The sequence below is a fragment of the Mesorhizobium sp. B283B1A genome, from assembly GCF_020165735.1.
GTDB lineage: Bacteria > Pseudomonadota > Alphaproteobacteria > Rhizobiales > Rhizobiaceae > Mesorhizobium > Mesorhizobium opportunistum.
Map to the genome: position 1 here is coordinate 1 of NZ_JAIUIQ010000023.1, position 18,435 is coordinate 18,435.

Consider the following 18,435-nt stretch of genomic DNA (forward strand, 5'->3'; position numbering starts at 1 on the left):
GCAATATAGAATTGGCCATCGCGTATCTTTTGTTCGGCAACGAGGATGCCCGGCTGGCTCTCCAGTCGCGACACATAGGCTTGCCAGCGCTCTGCCGCGCGTGCTTCGGGGCTTACATCACGAACCTTGGAGATGTCGAATTCCGGTCCGCCTACTGAAAGCTGTCGGGCCGCGGCGCGCGCCCGATCTATCCAAGTGTCGGGAGCCTCACCCTCGGCAACGATGCGCCCATCGACGATGGCAAGCCGTACTGACTCCGGCGGAGCCAGCGACGCCGTCAGCCGCTTCAACACGAACTCCGGTTCAAGGCTCTGATAGAATTGCCACTGCGAATGGACCCTGCCGGGATCGACCTGCGTTCCCGACAGCAGGGCTTGCGGGTCGGCGGCAAGCGGGTCTCTCAGGCCGGCAATATAGAATTGGCCATCGCGTATCTTTTGTTCGGCAACGAGGATGCCCGGCTGGCTCTCCAGTCGCGACACATAAGCCTGCCAGCGCTGCCCGGATTGCCATGAAAGAAAGAACCAACCGCCTGCCAAAACCAACAGCAGCAGGCCCAGGCCCACCACCAGCCACGGAAATCCCTGGTTTGATTCCTCCTGCTTCAGCTCGACGCAGGCCTGCAACTGCGCCTCTATGCCGGCCAACTGCGACCCGTCGCCGTCAAACTCCATTAAAGCCTGCGAGTATTCCTCATGGACACGGAGCAACACGTCGCGAACTATGTCATGCAATCCTTCTGGGGGGTTTCCTCGGATCACCGAAACCAGGGTCGCGAACGGTCCTACTTCTGACCAGAGACGAAGGTCGCCAAAACGAATAGTGTCCAGGCCGCTCTGCTCCTTCTCGTTGAATGAGTCCTTCACAAAGTCTTGGATTGCACTCAGCATAGAAGAGATCAGTTGAGGATCTTCGCTCGTCGCATTGTCGGCAGCTACATGCGCTATCAAGAGCCCAGAAGTGCGGTTAATCAGAAAGACATGTTCAACACGATATAAAAGAGAATGCTTCAGCACAACTTCCGAAAAGCTGGCTCCAGTTCTCCAAGATTCAAGTCTCCACTTGAGGCCATGCCAGGTAAATATATGTCTTAAGGTTTCATTTAGCGACTGAAAAGTCTGGTCGATCTTTTCCCCGATTGACTTGCGAATTGCTGGAAGAAACACAGGGTATAATATATCCGTCAGCGTGCGCGGGCTCTTCTGGATCGACCGTTGCACAGCCCTTTCGACAGCCGGCGCAAGCGCCTCACCGAGTTGCGCATGAGGCGCTCGTGCGGCTGCATTGGGAAGCACGTCGCCCACTGCCGCGGCAAGCTGCTCCGGTTCGTCGAGCAGATGCGTAACTCGTGAAAGCTCTGAAATTTCGCGGCTGACCAGCAACTGGCGCAGCGTTTCCATGCGAGGATCGGCGGTTGGAACTCCTCCGAGACGCGCACGGTAGTCCGGATCAACGTTCCGAGCAATTTCGATCAAAAGACGGGCCAGAGCCTCGCGATCAATCTCTGTATCGTTCGAGGCTGTTCTTTGCGGAAGGCTGATTGGGTCGACGGTCGACGTCAAATCCGATCAACTCACTTTCCAGCTACGGTCCGAGTTGTTCTTGCTGCCGACGGGATCCTGATTCAGACATTTTGCAACTTCGACAAACAGGCCGGCCAAAAGATTTCGGTCGGTCTTGACGTTGCCGAGATCGGAAAACATTTTCTCCATCAGCATCTGAATGCCTTCATTCTTTTGCTTGATTTCCTCACGCAGCAAATGATCGTTTCGATTTATCCGGTCGGCAATTTCGCGCTCAAGCTCGTTCACTTGATCCGACAACGCGCGCACCTGCTTTTCAAGCGCTTGATTTTGCTCGCGAAGATTCCGGTCAATCTCCTTGTCGGCGTCGGCTCGCGCGTCTTTTTCGTTCCGCAATTGCGCCGCAAGCGAGTCGACCTGCTTTTTCGCGTTTGACTCGTACATTTCAAGATTGCGCTTGGCCTCGGATTCGACATCCTTGAAGCGCTGCAAGACCCGTTCTTCAAGCTTGGAAAAGCGGCGATCATAGTCCTGCATCTGGTTGCCGAACAGCAGATCACGTATCTTGTCGACACCTACAGCGTCGCCGGGGGTCCCGCTCTCGCGAGCCTGGCCCGCCATGAAGGCGAGCCCGTTTGCGTCAGCATTACTTGTCAGATTTCCGTCCGCTTTATTTGCCGGAGAAGCGGTACTCGAAGATTCCTTGGCCATCCGTATACCCTTCATTTAAACAGCTAACACCGTGCTAATTTAGCAACTAGTAAAGATGTCAGCAAAACACCCGGCTCGCAAGCCGGAATCTTTTCCGCCTTAGCGGGTTCACGCGTAAATTTGACATGCTGATCGAGCTCGACAATCTACCAGCGAACAGGCCCTTTTACGGAACCATGTGCGCAAATTGGCGGCCGTTGTGGAGCACTGCGGCATCGAGATCGAGTGCCTTGGACCCATCATCAGCAACTGCGGCGCTCGACTGCGGTTCCGATCAGTTCGATCAGGATCGGCTTGCCCTCGCGTGTTCGCCCGCGACCATCTTTTGTTGCCGGGAGGCGCAGCACTAAGGCTTGGGCATGAGCGCTTGCCATTCAAGCCTGTCTTCAGGTCTTTTTTTGCTACCCTAATTGGCCCCGATCTTGACAGGGCAGTGCTGTCATCCGATGCCGGTATCGGGTTTCGACATTCGCCAACTCTTGCAGAAGAAAACGAAAGCTCAATGATCCACAATAATGCTACCGCAAGGGTGTGGTACCGATGTTCAATGTCGAGCAAAACAGCGGCGCAATGCATGCCGGCATTCACAGGCAGACCTGCCGGATACTGGGTATAGTCATGGTCGACGTTGGGCTCGAATGGATCGGCATCGATCGTGCCGGCCTGCGCCGACAAAGATCAACGCAGCTTGTTCTACCTGTTACGAACCGGCGCGGGTGAGACAACGTGGCGTATAATCCATTGGTCTCGATCGTAGTTCCTGCGCACAACGCGGAGGTAACGCTGACGCGCGCACTCGATTGCCTTCTCGATCAGGAAACCACGGATTGGGAGGTGATCATCGTCGACGACGCCTCCACGGACCGCACCCCCGCGATCATCGCCGCTTATGTGGAACAGGATGCCCGATTTCGGACCTTGAGTTCTTGCGCGAAAAGCCCCGCCGGCGCACGCAACAACGGGCTTTCGACGGCGCGTGGCCGCTGGTTGATGTTCCTGGACGCCGACGACTGGGTGGATGGCAGCTTCCTTACGAAAATGCTGGCCGCACTAAAAACCGCTCCCGATGCAGTGGCCGCTTATTGCGGTTCGCGGCGCGTCATGCCGGATGGAGCGCTCACCCCGGCGAGCATCGCGCCCGAGGTCGCAAGCCAGCCCTTCGAAACGTTCGCCCGCCGATGTGCCATCGCCACTCACGCGCTGCTGGTCGATCGCGCGACAGTTGTGGAGTTGGGCGGTTTTGATGTGTCTCTTTCCACCTGCGAGGGCTGGGATCTGTGGCAGCGCGTCGCGCGTCTGGGCAAAAATTGGGTGATGGTCGACGAGCCGCTCGCCTTCTATCGAACCAGCCCCAACGCGCTCACCCGCAATTCGAGGCAGACGCTGGCAGACGCGGAAATCATTATCGCCCGCGGCTTTGCCACCGACCCCAGGGTCAAGCACCCAGCGCCGGCGCATGCCAATGGGGCGATCTCGGCGGGCGGCCGCACCGCTTCCGAAGCACTGGCGTGGTTCGCCCTGTGGAACGCTGCGTCGGATTGCGGCAGCGGCGGCGGCTCGATCAACCCGCAATCCCTGCGCGCGCTCCCGGCAAGGCGTAAGTGGGCGCGCGAGATCGCCCAGGTGTCCTTCGACGGCCTGATGGTAGGTAGCCTATCGGTGCCAGCCCATATGGCTGCCCGCTGGGACATGTTTGGCGGCGCCATCACCGAGTTGATCATCGAACTCGGCAAGGTCTGGGGCGACCCGGTTGCGGGTCGTCGCCTACAGTATCATCTCGAGCAGATGCTGCTCGATGCCGACGATCTTGCCGCTCCTCGCAGGCTGGCGCGCACCTTCGGAATTCGCGTCGACGCTCGAAATCCAACCTCGACCGAGCTTCCGGAAGGAATCGATCAAATCTATGCCTACCTGATGATGGATGGGCAGATCGGGGCTATCGTACAGTTCGGCGTACTCGGGAAAGTGACAAGGCGCCATTGGATTGAACTGATCCTGAATTTCCTACCACAAAAGGACGACGGTGCCGACACATCAAGCACGCTGGCAGCCGAGGCACTGTCGACCACAGCGGAACAGCAGCCTGATCCGGACAGCCACTTCGGCAAACTCGCGCAATTGATGTCGGAAGCGCGGGAACTCGTTCGGTCAAGCGCCGAAGCAACGCAGCCGCATCCGGCGCCGCGCCGTGCACCGGCGTCGAGTGGCCACAACAAGGATCGTACGTCGTTCTGGAACCGGTATTTCGCGACAGAGGATCCCTGGAACTACAGCTCGCCCTACGAACAGGAAAAATATGAGCGGCAGCTCGAAATTCTGCCGGCAGGTCCCATCGGACGGGCGCTTGAGCTGGCCTGTGCGGAAGGCCATTTCACGCGCCAATTGGCGCCCCGAGTGGGCCATTTGACTGCCACCGACATTTCCGCCGTAGCCATCGAGCGGGCGCGCGCGCGCTGCATCGACCAACCGAATGTCGAGTTCGGCGTACTGGATTTTTTTGCGGACACGCTGCCCAGTGAGATGGATCTGATCGTCTGTTCGGAAGTGCTCTACTACCTCGATGATCTCGCCGGGTTGCGGCGCATCGCCAAAAAATTCGTTGAGGCACTGGCGCCCGGCGGGAGTTTCATCAACGCACACGCATTCGTGCTACGCGACAATATTGAAAGGACGGGCTTCGACTGGAACACATTCGGTGCCCAAACGATCTCGAAAACCCTGTCAGAGACCGAAGGCCTCGTCCTTGCGCAATCGATCCAGACCGAACTCTATCGCATAGATCGCTTCCGCCGCCTGTCGCCGGACCACATGGCGACGGAGCCGGTGATTGATCATGTGCCGGTCCGTGCACCCATCGGTATCGGGGTCGCGCGCAATATCGTCTGGGGCGGGGCGCGGGTCTTGCGCCGCGACGTCGTTCATAGCGAGCGGCGGCAACGTATCCCTGTCCTCATGTATCACAGCGTCGCCGATGAAGGTCCGGCCGCGCTCGCCCGTTTCCGGCTCACGCCCGCTGCATTCGCAAGCCAGATGGCATGGCTGCGCGCAAATGGCTTTCACGCGATCATGTCCGAGCAACTGGAATGGTCCATCGCCAACCATGAGCCCTTCGCTGGCCGCCCGGTGCTCATCACCTTCGATGACGGATTCCAGAACTTTGCCGACCATGCCTGGCCGATTTTGCGTGCGCACGACCTGACCGCGGAAGTGTTCCTGGTCACGGACTTGGTGGGTGAAAGTGCAAAGTGGGACGCTCTCAGCGGTCCGCCGACACCGCTTATGGATGCGGGAACGGTGCGACGTCTCGCCGCCGAAGGTGCGTTCTTCGGAAGCCATCTGGCGACGCATCGCGCCATCGATGGTCTGTCGAGCTCTGAATTGGCCGCCGAGCTGCTGCGGTCTCGTATGTTCGTCGAACGGTGGACCGGCCGGCCAACCACGGCCTTCGCGGCACCCTTCTCTGTCACCGATCGACGGCTCGGCAGGCTGGCCAAGGAGTCCGGCTATCGGATCGGCTTCGGCGCCAGACACGGGCCGGCGGACCTTAATAGCGATCCCATCGACCTTCCGCGCATCGAGATTCGCGGGGATCGCTCGCTCGATGACTTTGTTGCCACCGTCGAGGCCGTTCTCAATTGAGCGTGAACTTTGTTCATGTCATATTTCCGCTCACAATGCGCAAGATCGACAGACGCCAGGTGTAGAGGGCGATGCGACTGTCTATCGCGCTGGTGGGAATAGACGCACACGGTCACGCTTTTGGCTGCCATGGGGTCGGCGATGCTCAACGCGGCATACGTTCTGCTCTACCAGAAGCCCCGGTGAGGCCCAGCGTCCTGAATTGCGGATCACATCACTGATTTGCGCGACCAGACCCTACGCAATGGTCTAGCTTGAACGATGGCGTCTTGCGCCGCAACATCCCCTTCTTCAACGTAGGAGCAATGGCGGGCATAGATGTTGTTGCTTGCCGATTTGACCGGAAGGTTAACAGCATGATGCGTCTCATCACTCGACGATTGGGAGCCAGGAACCTGGCGCGCCCGGGACAATCTCGCCGACACTTTGGCGCGATGTTCGTCCTGGTTTCCAGGCCGCTCATCTTTGGAATCACCCTTTTATTGGCTGGTCCAGCGCAGGCGCAGGCGCCGGCAACCGTCCCGCCTGAAAGGGTCAAGCAGCTATTCGAGCTGCTCGACGATGCGTCAGTGAAGGCCTGGGTGGCCGAACAGCGAAATGCTGGGTCAACGAGAGCGCCTGCGGAGACAAGAGCTTCCCCGGCCGACGCACCGTCCGGCGCAGCGACCGCACCAGGCCAGATGAATACGATGGCATCCTCGACGCTCGATATGATCAGGCATCATATCGGAATAATCGTGCACACTTTGCCCCTGCTGCCAAGTCAGTTCGCGCGCGTTCGGGCAGAGACGATGGAGGATATGTCCAGCAAGGGATCTGCCGGCGTACTCTTGCTGATTGCGATGTTCATCGCTGCCGGCCTGGCGCTTACTTGGGCAACGTACAAGTTGACCCGTCCATTTCGTCTCTGGATCATCGCGCAACCGAAGGGTACGCCCGTTGGGCGGGCCAAGAAAATCGGCGGTCGCACACTTTATTCCAGCATGCTGATCGTCTCGTTCGCACTGGGCAGCGCTGGCGCGTTCATGCTGTTCGACTGGCCAATGCTTATCCGCGAGATTGTACTGACATTTCTGATGGCGGCAGTCATTACATGGGGTGTGCGCATGTACGTCACCGCCATGCTGGTCCCTTCCTTCATGAACGTCGAGAACGCGGTCGAGGTTCGCGCTTTGCCGATCACCAATGAAGTGGCTGACCATTGGTCCTATTGGCTACCTCGAATCGTTGGCGTCTTCGCCTTCTTCGCCGCCGCGTTCATCCTCTTGCCAGGTCTCGGCATCGATCGGGACGGAATGATGGTCCTGTCGCTTGGCGCCGATTTCGTGCTTTTATTGCTTTTGCTGCTGGCCATCTGGCGTCGGCCAAGAACGCAACGAGACGGTGCGCGCCACAGCGTTCACACGGAAGCGACATGGCTATTGACGGCTTATTTGGTCGTCCTGTTCCTGCAGCGCATCGCCGGGCTTTATGTAATGTTCTGGTTCACCTTCGCCGCATTCTTCCTGCCGTTGGCGATCGTGATGACGCAGCGCGGAGTTAATTTCGTCCTGCGGCCAGGTTCGGAAGATCTCGGCCGGCCTACGATCCCGGCGGTGGCGATCGCAGTCATCGATCGCGGGATCCGAATGATTTTTATCCTGGCGGCGGCTTACTTTCTCGCGCGTGTCTGGGGTCTGGACATGCAATCCATGCGCGACAGCGATACGACGACCTTCATATTGCGCGGCCTGATTAATGTTGTGGTCATTGCCCTCGCGGCCGATTTCGGCTGGTCGATCATCAAAGCCTTGATCGAACGAAAGCTGGGCATCGAAACACCACACCCTGTGATCAGCGACGAAGAGGTCCCTATGCTCGATCCGCAGCAGGCGCGGCTGCACACGCTGTTGCCGATCCTTCAGAACATTCTGCTCGCATCGATCATCGTGATGGCGGTGCTTATGATGCTCGCCTCGCTGGGTATCCAAATCGGCCCGCTGATCGCTGGCGCTGGCGTTGTCGGCGTCGCGGTGGGCTTTGGGGCACAAACCATCGTCAAGGACATCATTTCGGGCGTGTTTTTCTTGCTCGACGATGCGTTTCGTGTCGGCGAATATATCTCCTCGGGCAATTACAAGGGTACCGTGGAGAGCTTTTCGCTGCGTTCGGTGAAGCTGCGTCATCATCGTGGTCCACTGTTCACCATACCTTTTGGGGAACTCGGGGCCGTCCAGAACCAGAGCCGTGACTGGGTTATCGACAAATTTAACATCACCGTTGGCTATGACACCGATATCGACTTCGCTCGCAAGCTGATCAAGCGGATCGGCCTCGAATTGGCGGAAGATCCCGAGTTCAAACACTGGGTGCTCGACCCGATCAAAATGCAGGGCGTACAGGAGTTCGGCGAGTACGGCATCGTATTGAGGGTCAAGGCCACAACGAGGCCGGGAGGCGCCTTCGGTATGAAACGCAAATTCTATGTACGCCTTCGCCAGGTGTTCAAGGAGCAGGGCATCGAACTCCCATTCCCGACCGTCCAGGTGCAGGGGCTACAGAATCCACACGGGGCAGAGAATGCGCCGGTGGACATCACACCCGTGTTAAAAATGGCCGCAGCGCAATCGCACACCATTCGTCGCAGAAAAAAAGCCAGCACGACGGAATAGGAAAGAGCGCCCGTCAACGAATCGACGTCGGAGATCCCCACTAAGCGGCAAGGTTCGTGCGCGCCTCGCCGCCGGCAACACTGTCTCCACAGTGGTGCGCGAGCCGACGTCATGGCGTACACGAGTTCGGTCGACGGAGCGCCGTGACCCGGCCGAGACATCGCGACGAGGTTTGCAGGTGCTCGCTTATATGGCATCCCACGAATGGATTGTGACGCGCCAAAACTTGTGATCACCGTATAGTCTTGGCAGTGCGCAGGGGGCTAGATTACTACCGCATAGCGCGGAACGGAAATCCGATAAGACTCGATCCAGAAGAATGGGGAAATCGTGGGGCGACGCCAGCGCTCTGCGCAAAACGGCTATTGAGGCTGGATTCTCCAAGCCCCTTTTGTTAGCCAAACAGGATGAGCAACCGATTGCCGCCCGCATGGGCAAAGCACCTCAGGACCCCACCGTCGCCGAAGTCGGCATCACCGAAGGCTGCGTCATCCAAAGCGCGGTCCCACCGCAGCCACGCCGACGACTTGCTCTTACGGCAGGCGCTCGAGTGGCAGCAGGCCGAACGTCTATCCGAGGCTGAAGAACTGTGCCACAGGGTCCTGGCTCGCACGCCCAACCATCCGCTGGCCCTGTATATCCTGGGAACGCTCGGGCTCGATTTCGATGACGAAAAGTCACTGCGATATTTCGCTCGGGCGGTGGCAGAGGATCCGCAGAATCCTTATTACCATCTAAGCCTCGGCGAGACCTATTTGAAGGTCAGCGAATTTACGCCGGCGATCAAGCACTTTCAGTACGCCCTTGAGTTGAAGCCGGATCTGGTGGAGGCGCTTTGCGCCTTGGGCGATGCCTACAATGCGTTTGACAAGGGGGAGATGGCGCTGCCGCTCTTTGAGAAGGCGCTCAGGATTGACCGAAATCATCCCGTAGCCCGATTGGGGCTGCCCCGCGCGCTCGCAAGCCTCGGCCGTATGGACGAAGCCGCGGTTCATCTGAAAGAGGCAATAGAACGGCGCATCGAGGTACCGGCTGCCCACAATGCGCTCGTACGCACGCGCAAATTCGCTGAAGAGCCGCCGGAGCTCGCGGCAATCCTGACGGAGCTTCAAGACCCGGGCCATGGGCCGGAGGGAGCGGCAGCGCTCCATCACGCCGCAGGAAAGCTTCTCAACGACCTCCGTCGCTATAAGGAGGCGATGGATCACTTCAAGAAGGGGAATCAAGCTGGGGGCCACACATTCGATCTGCAATCGTACCGTCGCTGGGTCGATGGCATGATCGCAACCTTCACGCCGGAACTGGTGACTTCAAGAGCCGCGTTCGGCAATCCCTCGGAGGCGCCTGTATTCGTCGTTGGCATGCCTCGTTCGGGCACTACATTGACAGAGCAGATCTGTGCCAGCCACTCCAATGTTCATGGCGCCGGCGAACTCAGCAAACTTAGGCGAACAGCCAATGGACTCGGTGTCGCAGACCGCTCCAACGTGAACCTCGGCCAATCGATCGCGATGATTACTCCCAATCTGACCAGGGCTTTGGCCGAAGAGCACCTTGCTTATCTGCGCGAGCGGGCTCCCGACTCACTGCGAATTATTGACAAGATGCCTCATAATTTCGAGCTGATTGGCCTGGTTGGCCTTCTTTTCCCCAAAGCGCGGATCATTCATTGTCGTCGCGACGCCATCGACAATTGCATCTCCTGTTTCGTCCTGCAGTTCAATAAAGCTCACAGCTACAGTGCCGATCTTGAGACGCTGGGGCTTTACTACAGGGAGTATGATCGCTTGATGCGGCATTGGGACAAGGTTTTCCCGGGTCGTATTTTCGAAAATCGCTACGAGACGTTGATCGAAAATCAGGAGGAGCAGTCACGCCGGCTCATAGATTATCTCGGATTGCCGTGGGACGATGCCTGCCTGCGCTTTTTTGACAGGGGCGGCTCAGTAAATACCTACAGCAATTGGCAGGTCCGGCAGCCGATCTATACGTCGTCCGTCAAGCGTTGGAAGAATTACGAAAGCGAGATTCAGCCGTTGATCGAGGCCTTGGGCGATCTTGCTGAGGTTTGACCGGTAGTGCCTGATGCTGCGCGCAGCTTAGGTTGCACCCAATCCCGCCGGCATACCCTTTTCCGCCACTAGATCAGTCTAATAGGGTTTCCTCGGGCTTAACGCCGCGTTCCTTGACCTGTCCGCCGGCGTATCCCGGCCACAGAGCCTCCGCCGTTTCGCGCGTCGGTTGCCAAACAGTTTTGGCTTCCTTCTTTCCTTTCGCTGCGAGGATTGTTCTTCCACGGCTGCAAGCGTGGCAGCAGGCGGGCGTCCATGCCATCGGCTGTCCGAAGTTCCATACAGACAGCATGAAAAAACCCGGCGGTTGCCCGCCGGGTTTTCGATTTCAATCAGGCAGCGCCTTTTAGAACGAGCGCTGGAAGCGAAGCATGCCGCCGATTGCGTCGTCATGGCCAGGAGAAATACCGGTCCAGTTCGACACGGAGTCATCGCCAAGACGCGAGTAGTCGACTTCGGCGGTGATCGTGAGGCCGGGAACAATGTCATAGGCAACGTTCGCGGCGATGCCGATGTTCTTGCCTTCGTCATACGACGCCTGGAGGTTGAACGAGGTCTTTTCGTTGAACTTGTAGGTGCCGCCGCCCCAGACTGCCCAATTGCCGCTCCACGGCTTGTAGAAGCCGCGACCGCCAGCCGGGAACGCCCAGGTGCCGTCGGTGAGGTTGTCGTCGGAGCCGTAGCCGCCCATGACGAACAGCGACAGAGCGTCGTTGACGTTGACGTCCAAACGGACCTTGCCGGAGACTTCTTCATAGTTGCTGTCGTAAGCGATGACGCCAGTAACCGCGCCCCAGCCCTGCGTCCACTTCACGCCACCGACGACATGCGGAACATAGCTGTCGATCGTGTCGGTGCCCGAGCCTTCTTCGAGAGAGACCACAGCCGAGAAGCCGTTGCCAGCGTCGAAGTAGTACTGCACGACGTTGGTGTCGAAACCGCCATAAGGAACCAGAGTATCCTGGATGACGTTGCCGGCGTAGCCGATGAACGTATCGAAGGCCGATTCGTCCTTACCAACGCGGAGACCACCGAGCTGGATCCAGGCGAAGTTCAGCGAGACGGTGTCTCCGTTGCCAGCAGTATTGAGCGAGCCAAACCTGCCTGAGTCACGGTTGTTATTCTGGAAGTTGAAGCGGGTCTCGGTATAGGTCTTCAAGGTGCCGAGTTCGGTTTCCTGACCGGTCCAGGTCTTCAGCGAGAAACGGGCATGCTTGTAGAAGGTGTCGTTGCTGCTGCGGTCCTCGTGATCGGCGCTTGTCGCACCGTCGAACGAACCCACGTCGCCGACGCCGATGTCGTAACGGATGTAGCCGCCGATGCGCAGGCAGGTTTCGGTGCCGGGGATGTAGAAGTAGCCAGCGCCGTAGATGTCGCAAATCTTGACGTATTCAGCGGGTTCCGGCTCGGCGACGACGACGGCGTCGGCGGCGCGCGCACCGGAAACTGCGAGCAGAGCCGCAGCGGAGCCGAGGAGAAGGCTCTTGATGTTCATTTTCTGACCTCCAGTCAAAAGTTAAAAAACGGGTCTGGGTATTCTTTGCTGAAGGACAGCGTTCCCTGCCCCATCCCCACTACCGAAAAAGATGCGCACCGCGCCGCTCCTTCGAATTCGACATTACCCATGAGCCGGCGGCGTTCAACCACGATCGTACCGGCGCAGGGATAGTTCGGCCGCTATCCACGACCTGTGTTGCAGAAACGTCACGATTTGGCCTCACTTGGAAAGCTCTCGTTAACCTTCATGCCCGCCGCAACCGTTTGTTTCCAGCCGAATCCGGCAATCGGCCGACGGAATCATGGCAAGGCCTGGACACGCCAGCCTGGGATTTGCCGCAGAACTGCCGCAGCTGGGGAAACCCGCGATTTCCGGCGCCATCTTATTTTGATCGCCATGTTTGGCGATCATCGGCTTGCCTGGAAATGGTTGATGACGCCGACGGACAAGCTTGGCGGGAACTCGCCGATAGATACTCTGCTAACTGGGACGCTCGCGCATGTTGTTGCTGCCGCGCGTCTGGCCGTGGAGCATGCTCCTGATGTTTAGCCCCCGCATTTGGTGGCGGTCGTTCAGTTGAGAACCTTGCACAACGCGACATGATCCCGAGCGGGTGGTCGCGGCCCGTCGTCTCACTGGCTGCCCACCGCAGCGGACTCGGCGGCTGCGCCTCTGGGACCTTCCACGTCCCGTCAAGAGCCTCCTATATAATTCGCCAGCCATTCTCGACAGGGGCAGCCCTTGCCATCGCGCCCTCCTCCTGACGGTCACCTTGGTACGGTCAAGCCGTCGGTGCCGTGCCGTGCCGCTCGCGCGCGGTCTTGCGGATTATTTCTGCGATTTCCGGGCTACTGCTGCATAACATCTGGAAATCCGCCGCGTGCAGCGACAGGAGTGAGACCGCCGTGGCGGCGCTGACGGTCGCCGTACGCGGTTCGCCGCTCATCAGCGCCATCTCGCCGAAGAAGGCGCCAGGGCCAAGCTCCACTGGGTTCGGCATCACGACGCTCACCCGCCCCTCCACAACAAAGAACATCCGATCCCCGGTCTCGCCCCTTCGGCAGATCACGGCGCCGGCCGGCAAACTACGAGGCCTCAACGCACGAACGATCTCGACCAGCGCTGCCGGGCCGAGCTTCTGAAACAACGGCACGGAGGCGACCAATTGCCAATTGCGGACGAAATCCTCGCGACGGATTTCTTGATAGAAGCCGGAGGCAAGAATGCCGGCCCACAGCGCAAAGACGCCGATGCCACACATCATGACCGCCCCAGCAAGGACGCGGCCGGCGAAACTTTGCGGAATGGCGTCGCCATAACCTGTGGTGGACAGCGTGACCACCGCCCACCACATTGCCTGAGGGATGCTGCCGAATTTTTCAGGTTGGATGTCGCGCTCGATGACATAGGCCGCGAGCGCGACACCGAACAGAACGACGCCGAAAAGCGTAGTGACGCCGATCAGGTTGCGCGCTTCGTTGGCCAGCACCCTGCCCAGTACCGGGAAGAAAGTCGAGTCGCGCAGCGGCTTGAGCAGCCAGACAGCACAGTAGAGGCTCCGGTCGGGCGTGCCTTCGAGCAGAAATGCAGCGAATGGAACCAAAACCGCGATCATATCGATGGCGATTGCCGGCGTTCTATCCCGAAGGTCTCCCGCCCAGCGCTTGAGCAGCGTCTCGGCCATCTGCAGGAAATAAGCGCCCCAAACGACCGCCAGCACGGCAGCCAGAGCCAGCCTGCTTCGTCCCGATAGGCCCGGCATGGTGAGCGCAGCCACCGCCAGCAGCCCAGGCGCAGCCAGCACCGCGTTTAGCGGAGCGTAAATTCTCAAGAAAGGCAGTACCGACATTCTATGCCCATGAGCGGATGCTATTCCTCCAGAATAGGATGCCTTCAAGGCAAGCGCAAAGGTGGCTACTTTCGCTGGATGTTCATCACAAGGTGAAACTCCGTGTCGGGACCGAAAGGCCAGGTGCGCCACATCACTCGAGAGGCGCTGTTAGTACGCGACGGCAACTGGATGGTTGCGACGTTGCATGCGCTCAAGTTACCAGGGCGGGTGAGTCACCGCTGAGGCAACTCAAGGAGGCACTGTCGAGGTCTCGTGGCTTCGATCCAGCCGCTGTGGGCGCACTCGAGGTATCAAAGCGGTACGATCCATGAGATCCGATTCTCTTGCGGTCGTCCCGCCCAGTTCGTCGGCCTACCTTGACTTTGTGGTTCAATGACTGAGTACCCGCGCCTCAAATACAGCATGCAAGCCGTTCGCAAGGCAGGCGACCGGCTGGCAAAACCTATGCAGTTCGGACAAGACACCACCGCCGGCCAATACGTGGACACGATGCGGATCTTCTCAATCGCCAATAACTGGCGCGACTCGCACTTTCTGCCGATGCGGAGCGTTCGGTTCTCTGTCGGTCACCACATGAAAGCCCTGCGATCAAAGGGAGACATGGCATCGCGTCCGAAGCGTCTGGCATCCATTTGTCGAAAGCTTCGAGAGTCCACCACCAATTTGGACACCATGAACGACATCGGCGGCTGCCGAGCGATCATGCCCGACATCTATAGCGTCCGCTTGCTTCTCGCATCGATGCGAGACAAGTTCCCCCATGAGATCCGCTCTCGGGAATTCAACTATATCGATGAGCCGAAGCCGGACGGCTATCGAAGTCACCATATTGTTCTGCAGTACCGACCCAGAACTGCCGAGACTGAAGCGTTCCAGGGACGACGCATCGAACTGCAAGTTCGGACCACACTTCAGCACTCATGGGCAACTGCAGTTGAGGCCGTCGGACTGTTCCGGCGCCAGGATTTAAAGCACGGAAACGGCGAGCCGGATTGGCTACGCCTTTTCCAGCTCATGTCGGCGGAATTCGCACAGGTTGAGCAGTGTCCCATTCCTGTCGGTGTTCCGGATCACGATGACCGAGTGCGGGAATTGCGAGATATCGACAGGCGTATAGGCGCGACAACTATGCTAGAGTACATCGCGAATATTTGTAGCCACTCAGGGAGCATCGTACAATCAATAGGAACTGCTCGACACCATCTAATACAATATAGTACGGATCGTAACGTTACCATCGAATCTTTTCGAACTATTCTGCTGGGGGCGCTGAAATTAAAGGATCTTGAGGCGAAAATCGCACTGAGGGGACTTGATTGGACGGCTGTCTTGGTCGAAGTGGACAAGGTCGAAAAGCTTGTTGAAATGTACCAGAATTACTTCGGGGGCGTTTCATTGTTCGCCGGTAGTCTGAAGTCCATCTGCTCGGGAAAGGCGGCTCTCGAATAGGAGCATCCCGCACCGGATGGTAGATCCGAAGCCGTACGAACGCCCGATTACGGTTGGCTAAGCGGTCGCTTCTTCCATATGAAGTAGCCGGACCATTGGCCTTCCTCGACGGGAATACGCCGTATAATTCGAAATCCTTTGCCGGTTTCATCAGCCTCTCGCTCACCGAAGGCCTCCTGAACCGCTTGTTCTTCTGACTAAGCTTTCCCGGTCATGCTCCGAGTTTGCTCGGCGATTGTTCTCGCGCTAATACGCTCCACCTCCCCGTGTCTAGCGAGGTAATGCTGGCGCTGTCCCTGGCCGTGAAGCCGTTGATGTGATGGCTGCGGCGGCTGCAGCTAACGGTGGCACGGCCGACATCAATCCAATTGAGGATCATGGGTTCATGTACACCCGAGACCTGGCTGATCCCGACGGTCATCGGCGCGCCGGCGAGCCACTTCTCTCCGAACTCGCCAAAACTCTTAGCCTCTTTCAGGCGGCGCTTCTCGCGCTGCTTCTCGGCGGCGTTTGAGTGGGTCTGAATCATTCCCACTCGATGATAAACAGATACCGTAACCTGTTGATATGAGTATCTTTTTCTGCCGGACAAATCCACAATACCGTCTCATATACCGTCTTATTCGTACGCTGTTGAAAAGACTGCAACAATGTAGTCGCTATCGCGGAATGCATACTTTTGACTGCATCGTTTCCGTCACCGCTTTGCGGCGCCCAAGCGACTGTGCGCGCAGGTCATCTGGCGGATCCGTGTACCCGAGATAGGCATGTGCCTGCATCAAAGCGCGGCGTTGCCTTTTGGGATCATTCTGCGAATGACCATGATACTTCTCCTTCGGCCTTTGTTGGCCCGACGGAGTACGAGAGGGTGGCCAGAAGCCGTCTGCGGAGCGCAAGCCGACCGGTAACTTCGGCGCGAAGCGTCCTGTGAGCCCTACAGGGCTGGTGACCATCCAGAAATCAGGACTAGGTACGCCAAGTCGGCATTCCACAGGAGGGCCACCATCCAGGCCCTCCAGGCTTTGAATGCTCTAGAGTTCGGCAAAACTGCCGGCGTGCAATAGCATGTCGGTCCGTAGGGCCGTAACAGCTCATTGGACGGTAGCGAGCCCTGATCCTGTGGCAACTCATGCGGCCAGTAGACGCGGATCAGCCCCAGGTCGGGATGTTCCGTCGTCATCCGGTCGTAAGCCGTCGCCTGGCATGTCGGCGCCGAAACCCTTCGCCTAAGGCGCGCTGGTGGTCAACGGGAATTTGTCCTGGGTGCGCCTTATCAGCGCTGTCACAGGCAAGCGGCAGGTCGCGGACGCGTTCATAGGTGATCCGGTGAAACGGTACGTGTTGTTCTCCTTGATGATGAGAGGAGGCCGGCGTGTCCTTACCATAGCGCTTTCTCAGCTCAGCAGCGCTCTGCGGTGGAAGTCGTTTCTGTCGCGGCCGTGCCAACTCCGCGTCGATGGCCGTTAAGGGCCATTGCAATTGTTGTTCGATTGATCGTTCCAAGGTCTTTCTCCGCTTAATGGCATACCCATAGGGGTCTGTTGCTTGCGCCGACGCCTGACATCTCCTGACATCTTCTGACATTTCGCTGGCTTCATGCTCGCCGGCCATATCTCGGCCGGATCAGCGCCTGGACCATCTGGTCACGCCTGCCGGCACTGGTCGGCTGTTGCACTTCTTGAAGGAGACAGCGAGATTGTTAGAACCAGCGCTCGCCCTTGAGCAGGCTATGCGCGTCTCACTGTAATATTCCTGCCCGGGAACATGGTAGATTTTCTCGCCGGCGCTGTAGCTGATGTTGCCCTTGATGTTGCAGCTCGTGAACTCCGGGCCGATCTGGATTGTCAGCCCGACACCTAGCAGCATCAACAGCAGAACGGCCCCCACCACGGCATAGGGTCGGGAGCGCGCCGTCGGCGGTAGCGCCGGCAGTTATATTCAATGTCCGCGACATCTCGGAGTAGCGCTTGCCCATTTCTCAATGACTATTGCAGCCGATGCCGTCGTGATTTCGGTCCAGGCCATTCACGTCCGGTCCGGTGATGGGCGTGTTCGGCGGCACCACCGGATTGTTCCCCCTTCCGCCAGCGCAATCCAGATCGACCCTGCTACTGGTCGGCACCGCCCCTAAGGCAGGCGCCACGCCACGATACCTCTGGACCACCCCCGCTATACGCTGACCATCGCTCTCAATATGTGTGTTCTGGCTATTCAGGTTGAACGGGTCGACGGTCTGGGCGAGGCTGTTGGCGCGGGTGGCGTCGCCAGCGGCGAGCGTCACGCCGTCGTAATGGTTCAGGTAGTCCGCAGCGCAGCCGCTGAGTGCCAGGACGACGCCAAGGCAGATCGCGAGGTTCCGCTGCATGGCTAGACCGGAGACGGACTGATGCCTGCGGCTCTCAGTTGGGCGCCAAGCTTCGCGCGAGTTGCGCAAGAGGCCTTGTCGCCGGCAATGCATTTATTGTTGGCGGCGGACCAATCCAGAAGGGCTGTGTTCATCCAGCTGCCTGGCGCGCGCTGTATCCCATAGGGAGTTGGTGGCGCTCCGCTCGCGACGGCCGCCACTGCGGCGGCACCCTGGCCATGCGGCGCGCGCTTCCAACCACTTAGGATAAGGCAATTCTTCATATATTGGTCCTCGGCCACAGCGTTGCCGAGAGCATTGCCCAGACCGGCACCGGCCACAAATGCCGGCGACCCGATAGCAAGATAACCTTGGTCTGCCGACCCTTTCTGCATCTCGCATTGAGCATGCGCGACGTCGAAACTGGGTCCGTAGCCGATTTGCATGTAGTCCGATTGATTGCTAGTCTGGCAGCCACAAAGCGCGACAGTGGCGCCGAGCGCCATCAATGATCTTCTGTTCATTCCAAGCCCTCCCAAGGCCGACGATGAGCATCTGCTAAAGTGAATAGTTGCGCAAGAGACGACCACTATTCTGGTAAATTCCTTCGACACCAATACCCAAAAGCATGTCTCGACGATCTCAGCAGATATACCCGGCTATTATTTGGACCCTTCGAACGCCGCGGCTGGATGC

10 protein-coding genes and 2 pseudogenes are annotated in these 18,435 nt (G+C 58.5%); 5 read left to right on the forward strand and 7 right to left on the reverse strand.

Features of this window, described 5'->3' with window-relative positions; all coding sequences use genetic code 11:
* Together LB577_RS19990 and LB577_RS19995 are read right to left on the reverse strand one after the other, a co-directional pair.
* A pseudogene (locus LB577_RS19990) lies at positions 1–1,562 on the reverse strand (OmpA family protein); the annotation flags it as partial.
* A gap of 6 nt (positions 1,563–1,568) precedes the next feature.
* Positions 1,569–2,234, reverse strand: a complete 666-nt coding sequence (locus LB577_RS19995) for a hypothetical protein (protein WP_031249829.1) — start codon at positions 2,232–2,234, stop codon at positions 1,569–1,571.
* Positions 2,235–2,960: 726 nt separating this feature from the next.
* Here LB577_RS19995 and LB577_RS20000 point away from each other — a divergent pair.
* From LB577_RS20000 to LB577_RS20010, 3 genes are all read left to right on the forward strand, one after another.
* On the forward strand, positions 2,961–5,873 hold the full coding sequence (locus LB577_RS20000; RefSeq protein ID WP_224688011.1) for a glycosyltransferase: 2,913 nt from the start codon (positions 2,961–2,963) through the stop codon (positions 5,871–5,873).
* A 269-nt stretch (positions 5,874–6,142) separates the two neighbouring features.
* Positions 6,143–8,524 carry a mechanosensitive ion channel family protein gene (locus tag LB577_RS20005; RefSeq protein ID WP_224688012.1) on the forward strand — a complete coding sequence of 794 codons (2,382 nt, stop codon included), beginning with the start codon at positions 6,143–6,145 and terminating at the stop codon, positions 8,522–8,524.
* Positions 8,525–8,931: 407 nt separating this feature from the next.
* Complete coding sequence (locus LB577_RS20010; protein WP_224688013.1) at positions 8,932–10,596, forward strand: tetratricopeptide repeat-containing sulfotransferase family protein; 1,665 nt, start codon at positions 8,932–8,934, stop codon at positions 10,594–10,596.
* Between the two features lie 346 nt (positions 10,597–10,942).
* On the opposite strand, the gene LB577_RS20015 is transcribed toward LB577_RS20010, so the two are convergent.
* Positions 10,943–12,091 carry a porin gene (locus tag LB577_RS20015; RefSeq protein WP_224688014.1) on the reverse strand — a complete coding sequence of 383 codons (1,149 nt, stop codon included), beginning with the start codon at positions 12,089–12,091 and terminating at the stop codon, positions 10,943–10,945.
* Between the two features lie 198 nt (positions 12,092–12,289).
* Between LB577_RS20015 and LB577_RS20020 the strand changes: the two genes are divergently transcribed.
* A complete protein-coding gene (locus LB577_RS20020) occupies positions 12,290–12,643 on the forward strand; it encodes an antitoxin Xre/MbcA/ParS toxin-binding domain-containing protein (protein ID WP_224688015.1) in 354 nt (117 codons plus the stop codon).
* A 232-nt stretch (positions 12,644–12,875) separates the two neighbouring features.
* Here the strand turns inward: LB577_RS20020 and LB577_RS20025 are convergent, their stop codons facing one another.
* Entirely contained in the window at positions 12,876–13,943 is a 1,068-nt protein-coding gene (locus LB577_RS20025; RefSeq protein ID WP_023776679.1) for a cyclic nucleotide-gated potassium channel, read from the reverse strand.
* Positions 13,944–14,318: 375 nt separating this feature from the next.
* Between LB577_RS20025 and LB577_RS20030 the strand changes: the two genes are divergently transcribed.
* Entirely contained in the window at positions 14,319–15,395 is a 1,077-nt protein-coding gene (locus LB577_RS20030; RefSeq protein WP_224688016.1) for a RelA/SpoT domain-containing protein, read from the forward strand.
* 418 nt (positions 15,396–15,813) lie between these two features.
* On the opposite strand, the pseudogene LB577_RS20035 reads toward LB577_RS20030, so the two are convergent.
* The 3 genes and pseudogenes from LB577_RS20035 to LB577_RS20045 form a co-directional block, all read right to left on the reverse strand.
* A pseudogene (locus LB577_RS20035) lies at positions 15,814–15,909 on the reverse strand (DUF4102 domain-containing protein); the annotation flags it as partial.
* A 1,464-nt stretch (positions 15,910–17,373) separates the two neighbouring features.
* Positions 17,374–17,760, reverse strand: coding sequence for a calcium-binding protein (locus tag LB577_RS20040; RefSeq protein ID WP_224688017.1), 387 nt, complete (start codon positions 17,758–17,760; stop codon positions 17,374–17,376).
* A gap of 2 nt (positions 17,761–17,762) precedes the next feature.
* Positions 17,763–18,263: a hypothetical protein gene (locus LB577_RS20045; protein WP_224688018.1), complete on the reverse strand. Its 501-nt coding sequence runs from the start codon at positions 18,261–18,263 to the stop codon at positions 17,763–17,765.
* Positions 18,264–18,435 lie beyond the last annotated feature (172 nt).

Excerpts from the sequence above, each read along its gene's own strand:
- LB577_RS19995 (WP_031249829.1), bottom strand. The coding sequence starts at position 2,234 with ATGGCCAAGGAATCTTCGAGTACCGCTTCTCCGGCAAATAAAGCGGAC.
- LB577_RS20010 (WP_224688013.1), top strand. The coding sequence starts at position 8,932 with ATGAGCAACCGATTGCCGCCCGCATGGGCAAAGCACCTCAGGACCCCA.
- LB577_RS20015 (WP_224688014.1), bottom strand. The coding sequence starts at position 12,091 with ATGAACATCAAGAGCCTTCTCCTCGGCTCCGCTGCGGCTCTGCTCGCA.
- LB577_RS20025 (WP_023776679.1), bottom strand. The coding sequence starts at position 13,943 with ATGTCGGTACTGCCTTTCTTGAGAATTTACGCTCCGCTAAACGCGGTG.
- LB577_RS20030 (WP_224688016.1), top strand. The coding sequence starts at position 14,319 with ATGACTGAGTACCCGCGCCTCAAATACAGCATGCAAGCCGTTCGCAAG.
- LB577_RS20040 (WP_224688017.1), bottom strand. The coding sequence starts at position 17,760 with ATGCAGCGGAACCTCGCGATCTGCCTTGGCGTCGTCCTGGCACTCAGC.
- LB577_RS20045 (WP_224688018.1), bottom strand. The coding sequence starts at position 18,263 with ATGAACAGAAGATCATTGATGGCGCTCGGCGCCACTGTCGCGCTTTGT.